This is a genomic window from Arthrobacter sp. 9E16, assembly GCF_002929435.1.
GTDB lineage: Bacteria > Actinomycetota > Actinomycetes > Actinomycetales > Micrococcaceae > Arthrobacter_B > Arthrobacter_B sunyaminii.
Genome location: NZ_PJIU01000001.1, coordinates 1,294,622 through 1,307,723, shown reverse-complemented (window position 1 = coordinate 1,307,723; position 13,102 = coordinate 1,294,622). Strand labels below are relative to the sequence as shown.

The following is a 13,102-nucleotide window of genomic DNA, read 5'->3' as shown; positions in this document are numbered from 1 at the left end:
GCCCGCCCGGCCTGTTTCGCTAGGGCTTCTCCGGCACCTGCCGCAGATCCTCGGCCAGTTCGCCGCTGATTGTTTCCGGTACCGGGCCAAACGCACGCCGGGCGGCCTTGATGACACCCTTGCCCATGGCGTGGTTGCCAGCTCCGCCCACCACCGCCCCGATCCCCAGGGGCAGCGCGCGGCCAAGCAGGGCCGTTCCCTGCCGGGCAATAACGCGTTTCATGAACTGCTTTCGAATGGATGATCCAACGGATCCCATCACGCCGGACGGCATTTTGCCCAGCGAGCTGGCCCAGGGTTTGGCTCCACGCCCGGCAACGGACTGCATCATGGCGGTTCCCTCTTCGCCCAGCATGATGGCCATGACCATGGTCCGCGAACGCTCCGGATCTGAGAGGTGCACCCCGTGCAGTTCGGCGACTGACTGCGCGTAGAGCGCCGTTGCCTCAAGGAAACCCACCGTTGCCGCCGCTGAGAGCCCCAAAGCTGCGGCAGTGCCGATGGCGGGCACGACGGCGGTCGCGCCCACTGCGGCTCCGCCTCCGGTCACGGTGTTCAGATAATGCTTTTCCACGATCGACACCAGTTCCGCCGGTGTCGCCCGGGGATGCTTGCGCTGCAGCCGTCTGATATTTGCGAGCACCAGGGGGCGCTGGACCTCCACGGCCCGCTCCATTGCCCGCAGCACCGAAGGTTTGGGCGTCCCGTCCTTTTCAAAGACGGTTCCCCCGGCAGCCTTCATGGCACGGTTGGATAAAAATCCCACGGCAACGCTCCTTTTCGACACATGTTCCGGTGCAGGGCACCAGCCCGTTTAAGCCTACGTGAGGCAGGTACGTAAAAAGCGGGACCGGCGGAATAATCCGCCGGTCCCGCTTTCTATCTGCAGTCTGCTGCAGAACTCTGCGCCGGAGCGCAGACTCACGAACTAGGCGCGGCTGCTCTTGCGAGTAACGAAGCCGTAGATCACGAGAACGATGATGGAGCCGATGATGGCAACAAGCCACGTCTGGATGGACCAGAAGGTGTCCAGCGGCACGTTGAACACTGCGCCGCCAATCCAGCCGCCAAGCAGGGCGCCGATGACGCCGAGGACCAGAGTAGCGATCCAGCCGCCGCCCTGGCGACCCGGAAGGATTGCCTTAGCGATAGCACCTGCGATAAGACCAAGAATAAGGAAAGCAATGAAACCCATGATGATTACTCCTTGCTGTGTGAACGAGTGATGATTTCGTTGTTTTGCCGAGCGACCTGTGGGCCGCGCTTTCCTCCACTGTACTTCATAAGCATGCTTAGGTAGTAGTTGAAAGCGATTTTGGTTCCTTGCCGATAGATGTTAGCTCCGTTTGTCTTCCCCGTCAGGGCGGGGCTGGGCCACTACATAACGCCTCAGGAAGAGACTCACGTCACGAAGCTCGTCGGCACCAATGTTGTGCCCCATCCCGGGGTATGTGCGGGCGGTCAGCGCGGTATTTTTTTCCAGCCAATCCTGCGTCCCAAGAACCGCGTCTTCATTGATCACCCAGTCATCCCGGTCCCGCCCCCAGAAGTAGGGGACCGGCTCCGGAAGCGGTTCTGCCATGGCCAGCAGTTCGTTCTCAGCCACGAACCCGGACAGTCCCACAACGGACTCAAACCTTCCGGGCCGCAGACGGAGCAGGGTGGTGGCCATCGCCATGCCCTGGGAAAAACCCAGCAGCGACACTCCGGTGAAGGATTCCCCTGCCATGGTCCGGTCCAGCCAGGTGAAAACCGCTGCCGCGGCCTCCAGCACCTCGGCGGTGTCGGACTGCAGATACGGATCCAGCAGGAACCAGCCGTGCGAGTCCCCCACTGGAAAGGTGCCTCGCAGCGCAGCAGCCGTAATGCCCGCGGGAATTGACGGAAACAACCTTGCCAAGCTGTGTTCATCCGTTCCGTAGCCATGCAGCATCACGAGGAGGTGGGTGCCGGGGCGGGCGTCGGCGGGGGCGGACCAGAGGACGTTGCGCATGCACCCACCCTATTCCGGACAGACCCGTTTGGGCTTCGGGAGACCGCTGCAAACGCCTCCCATTGCAATCGCTGGTCAACCTAAATAGCGTTGGTTCAGCACACCGGACGTGGCGTACGCCACGTCATGAGGTGGCGCAGATTGCGGGTGTCCATGCCGAAACCATCAATGATCGTCACCCTCACCGTCAATCCCAGTTTGGACCGGACCATCGAGTTGCCGGGACCGCTGGTCCGCGGGGCTGTCCAGCGCGCTGCCGCCATCAGCGGGGATCCCGGAGGCAAAGGAGTCAACGTATCCCGCGCCCTCACCGCATCCGGGCTGCAGTCAATCGCCGTCCTCCCCGGCGGCGACAATGACCCTGTGCTTTCCGCCCTGCGCAGCGCCGGCGTCAGCTACGCAAACCTGCCCATCCGATCCGCGCTCCGCAGCAACATCACCCTGACGGAACCGGATGGAACCACCACCAAGATCAACGTCCCGGGCCCTGCACTGGACCCTTCGGACCAGGAAGCCCTCATCAGCCTGCTGGTGGACACCTGTGCTGCCGGCGGGAACGGCGTTGCTGCGTCGTGGCTGGTGCTTGCCGGGTCGTTGCCTCCCGGGGCGTCCCCGGACCTGTATGCACTGGTGGCACATGCCGTCCGCAGGCAGTTCGGCGACGCCGCTCCGCGCATCGCCGTTGATTCCTCAGGCCCTCCGCTCCTTGGTGCGCTGATGCACGGCGCCACACCGGACCTGCTTAAGCCCAACGCAGAGGAGCTGGCCGAAGTGACCGGCGTTGGAAGCGAAGACGAACTCGAAGCAGATCCGCTTTTGGCCGTGCAGGCGGCACGGACCCTTATCGCCCGGGGCGTCGGAGCCGTCCTGGCAACTCTGGGCGCCAAAGGCGCCCTGCTCATCACGGCTGAGGGAGCCTGGCAGGCCACCCGCCCGCCGGTCGCGGCCCGGTCCACCGTAGGCGCCGGCGACTCCTCCCTGGCCGGGTACTTGCTCGCCGACGTCGCCGGCACCCCGCCGGGCGACTGCCTGCGCCAGGCCGTGGCACACGGCGCCGCAGCCGCATCCCTTCCGGGCACCACTGTCCCCACGCTTGCGCAGACTGATCCCGCCGCGGTGACCGTGACGGAGATACCCCTCCCCGCTAACACCCCCGGCTCCGCAACCGCTCAGGCGGCATCTAAGGAGGAAAACTAATGTCGGATCTCATCACACCGGAGTTGGTCACCCTTGACCAGAATCTGGGAACGGAACGGTCCGAGGTGATCCGCCACCTGGTCCAGCAGGTGGTCTCAGCGGGACGCGCCACCGGCTTTGACGGGCTGTACTCAGATGCCATGGCCCGGGAATCCAAGACAGCAACGGGGGTTCCCGGCGGAATAGCCATTCCCCACTGCCGCTCCTCAGCAGTCACCAAGGCCACGCTGGCCATGGCCCGGATCCAGCCACCGGTGGACTGGGGAGCCAAGGATGGCCCGGCGGACATCGTATTCTTCATTGCCGCACCGGAAGGCGCGGACCAGGAACACCTGCAGCTGCTCTCCAAGCTGGCACGTTCACTGATTAAGAAAAACTTCACCAGTGCGCTGCGTACAGCCGCCTCCCCCCAGGAAATAGTTGAGCTGGTGGACGGAGCACTGGGGCTGGGGCCGGTCCCGGAGTCACAATCCGGAGGAACGGCTTCGGGGGCCGCGAACCAGGCTCCGGTCACCGGGGCCACGGCGGCAGGCGCCGGCAACGCAGGTGCTGAAACCGCGTCCGGGAGTCCGGAGGGCGCCCATGCGGCAGGAGCTCCGGCATCGGAGCCCACCGCGGACAACGGCGATACAGGCGCAGCCGGCGACGGCGGAGAAACCCACCATCTGGTCGCTGTCACCGCCTGCCCCACAGGCATTGCCCACACCTATATGGCGGCGGATTCTTTGGCTGCGGTAGCCGCCGAACGGGGTATTGACCTGCAGGTGGAAACACAGGGATCCGCGGGGTCAACCCCCTTGGACCCCTCGGTCATCCGCAACGCGGAGGCTGTCATCTTCGCCACCGACGTCGATGTCCGGGACAAGGGCCGGTTTGCCGGCCTTCCCGTGGTGGCCGGTCCGGTCAAGCGGGGCATCGACGAACCCGGCGTCATGATCGATGAAGCGCTTGCCGCCGCCAAGGATCCCAATGCCCGGCGTGTTGCGGGCGGCGGAGGAGGCGGCGAGGAGCGCGATCCGCAAAGCAGCGGCGGCGGTGAGGGATTCGGCGGACAGCTGAAGCGGGCTCTGCTCACCGGCGTCAGCTACATGATTCCGTTTGTTGCCGGCGGCGGCCTGCTCATTGCCCTGGGCTTCCTCCTCGGAGGTTATGAGCTGTCGCTGTCCAACGACGACGGCGACCTGACCGGTGACATCATCCTGGACGGCGGCACCCTCTTCAATCCGGGCGATCAGGGCCTGCTGACCTATCTTGGAGCAGTCTTCTGGAAGATCGGCAACCTGTCCCTGGGATTCCTGGTGCCTGCCCTGGCCGGGTACATTGCCTACGCCCTGGCTGACCGGCCGGGCATCGCTCCGGGATTCACTGCCGGTGCAGTGGCCCTGTTCATGGACGCCGGCTTCCTTGGCGGACTCGTCGGCGGCCTGCTGGCCGGCTACGTTGCGCGGTGGGTCGGCAGCTGGTCGGTACCCTCGTGGCTGCGGGGTTTGATGCCCGTGGTGATCATTCCGCTCATCAGCTCACTGATAGCCTCCGGGCTGATGATCCTTGTCCTGGGCGGTCCCATAGCCGCCCTGACCCAGGCCCTGAATGACTGGCTGTACGGCCTCGGCGGAGTGACCGCCATTGTGCTGGGCATCATTCTGGGACTCATGATGGGCTCGGACCTCGGCGGCCCCATCAACAAGGTGGCGTACGCGTTTGCAGTGGCGGGACTCGGCGAAGGAAGCTTCGAGAACCAGGCACCCTGGCAAATCATGGCCGCGGTCATGGCCGCCGGCATGGTTCCTCCGCTGGGCATGGCCCTGGCAACCGTGGTGGACAAACAGCAGTTCACGATGGCTCTGCGGGAGAACGGCAAGGCCGCCTGGCTGCTCGGTGCCGCCTTCATCTCCGAAGGCGCCATTCCCTTTGCCGCGGCAGACCCCTTCCGTGTCATTCCGTCCTGCATGGTTGGCGGAGCCGTTGCCGGCGCCATCTGCATGGGCACCGGGGTGACGTCCCAGGCACCGCACGGCGGAATCTTCGTGTTCTTCGCCATCGGCAACATCCTGATGTTCATTGTGGCTATCCTCGCGGGAATGGTGGCCTCAGGATTGATCTATGTGGCGCTCAAACGCTGGACGGCCCCCAAACGCGTGGAGGAACCCGTCATTGCCTAGCAGCCCACTACCCACACACAGAGAGGCACACTGATGCGGACCATCAAGGGAATCGGAGTCAGCGCCGGGCGGGTGCTTGGCCCATCGCTGCGGATGCCGCCTCCGGTGCCCGAGCCCGAAGCTGATGCCAGATTCGGGGCAGACAGCACGGTGGACGGAGAGAAGGCCCGGCTGAAGGACGCAGCCGAAGAAGTCCGGGCAGACCTCCGCCACCGGGCTGAAACGGCCAGCGGAGATGCCAAGGCCGTACTGGACGCAACAGCCATGATGGCCACGGACCCCATGCTGCTCAAGGCTGCCGGCAAACACATTAATGCCGGCATGGCCGCCGACCGGGCCATTTGGGAGGCGGGGCTGGAGGTTGCCGCCATGCTGCAGAGCCTGGGCGGCTACATGGCTGAGCGCACACAGGACGTCCTGGACGTCCGGGCGCGCATCGTGGCTGAACTGGACGGGCTCCCGGCGCCGGGGATTCCCGCGTCCGACACCCCGTTCATCCTGGTCGCCGAGGAACTGGCCCCCGCTGACACGGCCACCCTGGACCCGGCGAAGGTTATTGGCCTTGTCACCTCCGGCGGCGGACCACAATCTCACACCGCCATCCTGGCACGTGCCCTGGGGCTGCCGGCTGTGGTGGGAGCCCCAGACGCCGATTCACTCAGCGACGGCACCGAGCTCTACGTCGACGGGGCCACCGGAACCGTGGTGGCGGAACCGGGCGCTTCGGAACGGGAAGCCGCTTCCAAGTACGCCTCACGGGTGTCCCTGCCCGCCTTCAGCGGTACGGGAACGACGTCGGACGGTCACCGTGTTCCCCTCCTCGCCAACGTGGGTTCCGGCAAGGACGCGAAGGCTGCGGCGGCGGCCGGTGCGGAAGGCATCGGTTTGCTGCGCACCGAATTCTGCTTCCTTGGCCGCGATTCGGAGCCCACCCAAGAGGAACAGGTCACGGCTTACGGTGCCGTTTTTGAGGCTTTCCCTGGACGGAAAGTGGTGGTCCGCACCTTGGATGCCGGTGCGGACAAGCCCTTGCCGTTCCTGACTGATGCCACCGAACCCAATCCGGCCCTGGGCGTTCGGGGATTCCGTACCGACAGGTCCTCCCCCGGAGTCCTCGGCCGCCAGCTGGAAGCGATTGCCATTGCGGCCGGCGCACACGAAGCCGATGTATGGGTCATGGCTCCGATGATTTCCACCGCCGAGGAGGCTGCGGATTTTGCGGTTCAGTGCACCGGCGCAGGACTCGCGATGCCCGGAGTGATGATCGAAGTCCCGGCAGCCGCACTCATGGCTGAGGCCGTCCTTTCCCGGGTCCGTTTCGCTTCGCTGGGCACTAACGACCTCACGCAGTACACCATGGCAGCGGACCGGCAGCTCGGCACCCTGGCCACCTTGAATGATCCCTGGCAACCGGCGGTGCTGCAGCTGATCGGGCGAACGGTTGAAGGAGCGCGCGCGGCGGAAGCAGCCGCTGAGCCGGGCCAGGCCACTGCCGCAACCAAGAATGTGGGCGTCTGCGGTGAAGCGGCGGCAGACCCTGCCCTCGCCGTCGTGCTGACAGGGCTGGGAGTCAACACGCTGTCCATGACCCCGCGGGCACTCGCCTCCGTGGGAGCAGTCCTGGCCACCGTGTCCCTCGCTGAGGCGCAGGATCTGGCGTCAGTCGCCCTGAGTGCGCACACTGCAGCAGAGGCACGTTCCGCGGTCCGCAGCCGTCTTCCCGTCCTCGAGGAGCTGGGACTATAGCCTCACCCTGAGTCATCCACCACGCGTACTGAGAGTAGAAACGGAAGGAAACACACACCATGCCAGAACGTAAAGCCACAATCGCCAGCAGAGTTGGCCTGCACGCCCGTCCCGCCTCCATTTTCGCCGAGGCAGCTGCGGCCCAGCCCGTCGACGTAACCATTGCAATGGAGGGGGAACCCGCCGAGGAGGCAATGGACGCCGCCAGCATGCTGTCGCTCATGAGTTTGGGTGCTTCCAACGGCGACGTTGTGGTGCTGCGGGCCGAGGGTGATGGGGCCGACGAGGCCCTCGATGCCCTGGTCAAAATCCTGGAAACGGATCTCGACGCCTAATAGGGAAATCCGGATACAGCGAAGCCAGCGGAGTTATCCGCTGGCTTCGGTCGTAACGTCACGCTGACCCCCCACAGGCAGCGGATGTTACATAATCATTATTCTGGCACATGATCATGAAATTGTGAACGAGCGATACCGATTCTTTACCTAGTGCCGTAGGCTTCCGCGAGCAGATTTGATTTCGGCCTCTTTTTCTCAGTCCTGCGTGCGTTCCACATCATGGCCAGCGCAATTGAAATGACCAGGACTGCCGAATACGGCAGTATGCGGTCCCAGGCACCCCGCGGCAGATTCCAAACTGCCAGGCTCAGTAAGGCATGAAGCACAACGGAGGACATCCCCAGCGACATGAGGCCGGCACTGATACGGATGTCCCGGCGGCGCCGTGAGTCCACCGCACACAGAAACAAGGCCGGGGCCAGGCAGGCAGCAACATACATCTGATAAAGCCTGGCGGTGTCTCCGTAGGCGGCCACTGTGCCTTGATCCGCATAGGCGCGCAGTGCCGTGGAGGACTCGGGGACGTCGCTCAGGGCAAAGAGCACGGTCACCGCCGCCACAACCATTCCCAGGACAATAAATCCCACGGGTCCGGAAATTAAACGCTGCGCGCGGGGTGCCGTAAAGGCTGATGTAACCTTTACGCCGAGGATGAGGAAGGTAGCGAACACTGAGAACCGCAGCAAAAGGTTGGCGATGTTCCTTCCGCCCAACAGCGAATCAACCTGCAGGTAAAAGAATGGGATGCTTAGCGCCACTGCCAGCGTAATCGTGGCCATCGCCCAGAACATCCCGCGGTTCTCACCCCGGATTGCTGAGGGAAGACGCTGAAGGGCCAGGAAAGCAGTGGTCCCAAGGACCACCCATTGCAATGTCATCCCAATTCCTCCAAAAATGAAGAGTTGTTTTTCTCGTCGGTTTCAAGTTTTCTCAGCACCTTGCCCAAGGTGTCCAGCCGGTTCCTCGCAAGGAACACCAGGTCAGTGTCGGAAAGCTGTGAGAGCGCACGTTCGCGGCCGCCTATGGGCCACCCGCACTCATCCGGAGTCAGAAGTCCGGTGGCCACCAGCCCGCCGGTCAGGGACACTCCTGCAATCCTGGCGGCCTGAACGGCTAGCTCCGGGGCGAGCCGGCCGGCCGTGAGCTGCGCTGAGAGGTTTTGGGGTGCCACGCCGCTTACGGCACTCAGACGCTGGCGCAGGTCCCCCGGATCAACCGCCTCAAACCAGGCGCGCACGGAGTTCCGGTGCGGAAAGGGCCCCAGGCCCGGCAGATCTGCGGGCGACGGATTGGGGTGCAGGCTCCGCGCCACCAGCAGCTGCAGGACGCAGACATACGTCACCTGGCTGATGAGCTCGCTGGCTGTGGGCGGTCGGGAGCCCGCCAAGAGATCCCGGTACTCCTCGAAGAAGGACAGAGCTTCAACCGGGTTCTGGTCACAGGCCCGGGCTACACGGACAACCGTGGCCTCAGACACCTTCCCGCGGACCAGCTGCTGCGCCAGGGTAGAGCGTTTTATGCCGGCCATACGGCAAAGATCAGCCGTGGACTCCCACGGGGCAGTCATGGATCGCCAGTTCTGGAAAGCTTTGGCCGACACAGCCACAGGCGGTTCCCCCCAATTGGTTTCTCCGGACTGATGCCACTATACTATTTTCACTGGCTCCCCCTTCTGCGTTCCCCCCATATGCAGAGCGGGGAGCCAGCTTCAATTAAGGGTGATTCAAGCCAACCATCATCATTGGATCAGCCGCTTATTTGGGCGGCCACGCGATTAGCGCGCCTGCTGCGGCCATGAAACGTGATGGCTCAGCTCCCGATGCTTGCCGAGATATGACGCCGCGTAGGAGCAATACGGCTTTATTCGCCGCCCCGACGCAATAATGTCCTCCGCCGCGAACTTCACCAGCATGGATGAATAACCCCGGTGCCGGAATTCCTCCCGGACCACCGTGTGGGTCAGGGCCACTGCATCCGGGGCGTCCTCGTACTCCGCCGTGCCTGCCAGTTCACCGCCCACGCGAAGCTCGTACCGGTCATGGTCGTCGTTTCGGGAGACCACAATGTCATCCCTTATGTGCCCGCTCATGCCCCTGAGCCTGACATCGAAGCTGCGTTTCGTCCAGACCCCGGAAGGCTAGGCCGCGTGGCCGCCTCCGGCTGAGCTCTCTGCGCTGACCCACGCATTTTCCAGACCGGCAACGGCCGTTCCGTAGTCCCTGATGTTCTCATCATCCACCGCACCAGAACCTTCCACCGGCGGCCGGAGCGCAGCAGCGCTCTTCATGGCACGCATCAGGTTTTTGGTCTCGGGCCTGGCAGCGTCTGTGAGTCCCGGTTTTTCCAGAGCCTTCCAGCCGTCCAGCTCATAAGAACTCCAGCTCTTCAGCACGGCATCGTGGCGGCGCTCCAGAGCTGCAATCTGCTGCCGGCGGGCGTCCTGTTGCCGGGCCGCTTTACGCTGCCGGTGGCGCACCTGCACCCAACGGACAGCACCGGCTGCCCCGCCCACGGCAGCCAAACCCACCCACGGTCCACTGCCGGGGCTGCCGGCAACCGCCCAGGCCACGGCCAGCAGGGCTGTCAGAGACCCCGTCAGGCCCACCCAGAACAGTTTCTCGCCGTCCCCGCGTGCAAGCGCCGCATCAATCCGGGCTGCGGTCAGAATCATGGCCGCAATCATCAGCAGCAGTGCCGGAACGAGCATTGAACCTCCTGCGTCAATCAGCGGCATGGGTTTCCTCTTTTCCGCAGCCATCGTAGTCTTCCGCACAGGCGGGCGATCATTTTCATGCGCAGCCCACCGTACGCTTCCATCTCACGCCGGATGAGCGGAAAGGTCAATGTCCGCGCAGCCGGCCGCGGGCGGGACGAATTCCGGCCCAAACGGTTTACCAAGTATGCTGATGTCTTTGATTTGCTGTCCCGCCCACGGCGTCTTCCTGGGACCCTTGACCCGGAGTACAAAGGATAAGAATGAGAATCCCCGCACCCCGCGGACCAGTCAGTGCAGCCCTTCTTGACCTGCTCACGGCCCCGGAGGCCCCGTCCGCCGGCGCGCTTACGGATCTGACCGAAGCCGTCCGCCGTGCCTGCCATGGCGCTGCCGACATCCTCCGCGACGACGACCTCCAGCTGGCTTTGTTTTGCCTGTACGAGCTGCACTACAGCGGGCTGGACACGGTGCCGGACACTCTGGAGTGGCATCCCGGCCTCGTGGGCCTTCGCCTGGAGCTCGAGAAGACTTTCGAGGCGGCCCTTCGCCGCACGGTTCCTGTTCCTGCGCTCCCCGAACCCACCTCGGAAGCAGTAGCTGCGGAGCTGTTCCGGATGGCCGCCGACGACGACGGGCCCAGCGTTTCCCGCTTCGTCGCCGCCAAGGCAACCCGTGAGCAGCTGGAGGAGTTCCTGATCCTCCGTTCCGTCTACCAGCTGAAGGAAGCCGACCCCCACAGCTGGGCCATTCCCCGCCTGCCGGTGGGCCGCGCCAAGGCGGCCCTGATCGAAATCCAGGCGGACGAATACGGCGGCGGACGTCCCGAACGCATGCATTCCCATCTCTTTGCGGTCACCATGAAGGGCCTGGACCTGGAGACCGAGTACGGCTGGTACCTCGACGCCGTCCCCGCCCTGACCCTTGCCTCATCAAACGCCATGTCCCTGTTTGGCCTGAACCGCCGCCTGCGCGGGGCTATCGCGGGCCACCTGGCCGCCTTTGAAATGACCTCCTCCATCCCGAACTCCTTCTATGCACGGGGCTTCCGCCGGCTCGGGTTCGATGACACCGTCACCTACTACTTCGATGAGCATGTGGAGGCCGACGCCGTTCACGAACAGATTGCTGCACGGGACCTGGCCGGAGGACTGGTGGAGGCTGAACCTTCCCTGCTGGCAGATGTGGTGTTCGGCGCCGCAACGGTTCTGGCCCTGGATGCCATGATGGGTGGGGATCAGCTCACGGCCTGGAAGGAAGGCCGAACCGCCCTGCGCGTGCAGCCCTCCGGAGCTGCAACAGCAGCCCTGGACGGGGTTGCCCCGGCGTCCGGAGTGACCCCGTGAGCGAGGCTCCCGCTGGACACGGGTGTGCCGGGTGTCCCGGCAACAATGAACATCCACAGTCCGAAGCTGCGGAATCCGGGAAACGGCCCGCAGCGGCCTCCGTGGTCACCTATCCCAACGGGCCGCTGCTGGTGCGCGGAGACTTTGAAATCATCACTCCCGACGGCGAACTTGTTCCGCGTGACCGGGGAACCGTGGCACTGTGCAGGTGCGGCGGATCCGCCATCAAGCCCTACTGCGACGGAACGCACAAGCTGATGAAGTTTGACACCGCCCGCCGCCGGCCCGTGCCTGCCCCCGTGGCCGAACGCAGCCGGCCTGCCGGGGAAGAGGGCAACGAAGAAGGTGCCGGGGAAGGCGACGGCAGCCAGTCCTCCTGAGCCGGAGGCTGACCGCCCCTGCCCGGGAGTGCTCCCGGCAAAGAAAAAGCACCCCGGTCCGAAAACCGGGGTGCTGCCGAAGTCCCGGCCCGCCGCTGACGGCTTGCCGGCCCATCTTCTGGTGGGCCCTGTGGGGCTCGAACCCACGACCCACGGATTAAAAGTCCGATGCTCTACCAACTGAGCTAAAGGCCCCCAGTCGTATCGGGACAACTGTTACCGCCGGGGTTTCCCCTGGCAATCCAGCCGTCGACGAATCGACTTCTCCACTTTATCGCACGGGGGACGTATCTCACGAAACATCGTGGCGCACACTTTGCGTTTCGCCCCGGGAGCAGCCGCGCCGGCCCCGCTCCCCTCCCCGGAGGCACTCCTCGACTCCCGTTCCCGGGGCGGAGTATTCTCAAATTATGAGTGAGTCCAATGAAATGCCCCCACGGCATCACAAACCCAAGCTGTACGCTCCGCTGGACTTCGCCAACATCCCCGGAGGCGCGGATCCGGCCCGAGTATCCGAGGCGGCCCACCTGGCAGCCCAGGCACTGGTCCACCACGGCAGGGAGAGCTCCGATCCGGAGATTACCCGCCGCCTGGTGAAACTGGCGGACCGGCAGGGCCTGGAATCCATCGCGGAGATGTGGGCGGAAAGCCCCGCCCGCTCGCTGCCGGGTGCCCTGTGGCGCCTCTATGCCCTCCGCGCAGCCACTCAGCAGAATCCGGAGCGGGTCGCCGCCTACTACGCCGCAGGCAAAGACGTCGCCCAGGTGTCCAAGGTGGTGGCCGGAGTAGCGGAACCCCTGGGCGCTGATGAGGTCAAGGCCATGGCTGACACCATCCTCTCCGGGGCTTTCGAAGGAGAGTTTGACGTAGCCCTGGAGCGCTTCGCTGCATTCTGCCGCGTGGTAGCCCTAGGCCAGACCCATCATGCAGATTCAGCGGAGGCAGGCAGCACGGACAAGGCGACGCAGCTCACCCGCAATGCCCGCCAGTTGATGCGCACGGCCGAAGACCTGGAGTATTCAGCGGCTGCCTGGCGTCGGGGAGAGCTGGATTAGGGGCCGTCCGAAGCCCATGTTGACAACATCGGCGAAGCGTAGAAAACTGAAATTGGTGTCGGACCGCGGAACCCCCGGGCTTCAACTTAGAGCCGCTTCGAGCGGCCTTCCGCCGAGAGGCGCTCCCGGTCCGGCACCGCTTTTGGATCTTCCTTCACAGCCGATAATCTTG

At 64.5% G+C, this 13,102-nt stretch carries 14 protein-coding genes and 1 tRNA gene; 7 read left to right on the top strand and 8 right to left on the bottom strand.

Features of this window, described 5'->3' with window-relative positions; translation table 11 throughout:
* Nucleotides 1-19 precede the first annotated feature (19 nt).
* The 3 genes from CXR00_RS06295 to CXR00_RS06285 all read right to left on the bottom strand — a co-directional run bounded on the left by CXR00_RS06295 (nt 20) and on the right by CXR00_RS06285 (nt 1,993).
* A complete protein-coding gene (locus CXR00_RS06295; protein ID WP_104053591.1) occupies nt 20-742 on the bottom strand; it encodes a hypothetical protein in 723 nt (240 codons plus the stop codon).
* 186 nt (nt 743-928) lie between these two features.
* Nucleotides 929-1,195 carry a GlsB/YeaQ/YmgE family stress response membrane protein gene (locus tag CXR00_RS06290; protein WP_104053590.1) on the bottom strand — a complete coding sequence of 89 codons (267 nt, stop codon included), beginning with the start codon at nt 1,193-1,195 and terminating at the stop codon, nt 929-931.
* 141 nt (nt 1,196-1,336) lie between these two features.
* Nucleotides 1,337-1,993 carry an alpha/beta hydrolase gene (locus CXR00_RS06285; protein WP_104053589.1) on the bottom strand — a complete coding sequence of 219 codons (657 nt, stop codon included), beginning with the start codon at nt 1,991-1,993 and terminating at the stop codon, nt 1,337-1,339.
* Nucleotides 1,994-2,161: 168 nt separating this feature from the next.
* Here CXR00_RS06285 and CXR00_RS06280 point away from each other — a divergent pair, with 168 nt between their 5' ends.
* From CXR00_RS06280 to CXR00_RS06265, 4 genes are read left to right on the top strand one after another with little or no spacing between them, the layout of a single operon-like run.
* Nucleotides 2,162-3,190 carry a 1-phosphofructokinase family hexose kinase gene (locus tag CXR00_RS06280; RefSeq protein ID WP_104053588.1) on the top strand — a complete coding sequence of 343 codons (1,029 nt, stop codon included), beginning with the start codon at nt 2,162-2,164 and terminating at the stop codon, nt 3,188-3,190.
* Nucleotides 3,190-5,352 carry a fructose-specific PTS transporter subunit EIIC gene (locus CXR00_RS06275; RefSeq protein WP_104053587.1) on the top strand — a complete coding sequence of 721 codons (2,163 nt, stop codon included), beginning with the start codon at nt 3,190-3,192 and terminating at the stop codon, nt 5,350-5,352. Before CXR00_RS06280 ends, CXR00_RS06275 begins: the two co-directional genes overlap by 1 nt.
* A gap of 33 nt (nt 5,353-5,385) precedes the next feature.
* Nucleotides 5,386-7,098 (top strand): phosphoenolpyruvate--protein phosphotransferase, encoded by a 1,713-nt coding sequence (ptsP, locus tag CXR00_RS06270; protein ID WP_104053586.1) that lies wholly within the window; start codon nt 5,386-5,388, stop codon nt 7,096-7,098.
* A 59-nt stretch (nt 7,099-7,157) separates the two neighbouring features.
* Nucleotides 7,158-7,433 (top strand): HPr family phosphocarrier protein, encoded by a 276-nt coding sequence (locus CXR00_RS06265; RefSeq protein ID WP_104053585.1) that lies wholly within the window; start codon nt 7,158-7,160, stop codon nt 7,431-7,433.
* Nucleotides 7,434-7,579: 146 nt separating this feature from the next.
* Here the strand turns inward: CXR00_RS06265 and CXR00_RS06260 are convergent, their stop codons facing one another.
* From CXR00_RS06260 to CXR00_RS06245, 4 genes are all read right to left on the bottom strand, one after another.
* Nucleotides 7,580-8,314, bottom strand: a complete 735-nt coding sequence (locus tag CXR00_RS06260; protein ID WP_104053584.1) for a hypothetical protein — start codon at nt 8,312-8,314, stop codon at nt 7,580-7,582.
* Nucleotides 8,311-8,964 carry a hypothetical protein gene (locus tag CXR00_RS06255; RefSeq protein ID WP_307859006.1) on the bottom strand — a complete coding sequence of 218 codons (654 nt, stop codon included), beginning with the start codon at nt 8,962-8,964 and terminating at the stop codon, nt 8,311-8,313. Before CXR00_RS06255 ends, CXR00_RS06260 begins: the two co-directional genes overlap by 4 nt.
* Before the next feature lie 246 nt (nt 8,965-9,210).
* A complete protein-coding gene (locus CXR00_RS06250; RefSeq protein WP_104053582.1) occupies nt 9,211-9,525 on the bottom strand; it encodes a GNAT family N-acetyltransferase in 315 nt (104 codons plus the stop codon).
* Between the two features lie 48 nt (nt 9,526-9,573).
* Complete coding sequence (locus CXR00_RS06245; protein ID WP_104053581.1) at nt 9,574-10,170, bottom strand: hypothetical protein; 597 nt, start codon at nt 10,168-10,170, stop codon at nt 9,574-9,576.
* 242 nt (nt 10,171-10,412) lie between these two features.
* On the opposite strand from CXR00_RS06245, the gene CXR00_RS06235 reads away from it, so the two are divergent.
* Together CXR00_RS06235 and CXR00_RS18725 are read left to right on the top strand one after the other, a co-directional pair.
* A complete protein-coding gene (locus tag CXR00_RS06235) occupies nt 10,413-11,495 on the top strand; it encodes an iron-containing redox enzyme family protein (RefSeq protein ID WP_104053579.1) in 1,083 nt (360 codons plus the stop codon).
* Nucleotides 11,492-11,875, top strand: coding sequence for a CDGSH iron-sulfur domain-containing protein (locus tag CXR00_RS18725; RefSeq protein ID WP_104053578.1), 384 nt, complete (start codon nt 11,492-11,494; stop codon nt 11,873-11,875). Before CXR00_RS06235 ends, CXR00_RS18725 begins: the two co-directional genes overlap by 4 nt.
* Before the next feature lie 119 nt (nt 11,876-11,994).
* On the opposite strand, the gene CXR00_RS06225 is transcribed toward CXR00_RS18725, so the two are convergent.
* Nucleotides 11,995-12,070: transfer RNA gene (locus CXR00_RS06225), tRNA-Lys, on the bottom strand.
* Nucleotides 12,071-12,285: 215 nt separating this feature from the next.
* Here CXR00_RS06225 and CXR00_RS06220 point away from each other — a divergent pair.
* Nucleotides 12,286-12,930, top strand: coding sequence for a hypothetical protein (locus tag CXR00_RS06220; protein WP_104053577.1), 645 nt, complete (start codon nt 12,286-12,288; stop codon nt 12,928-12,930).
* Nucleotides 12,931-13,102: the final 172 nt, after the last annotated feature.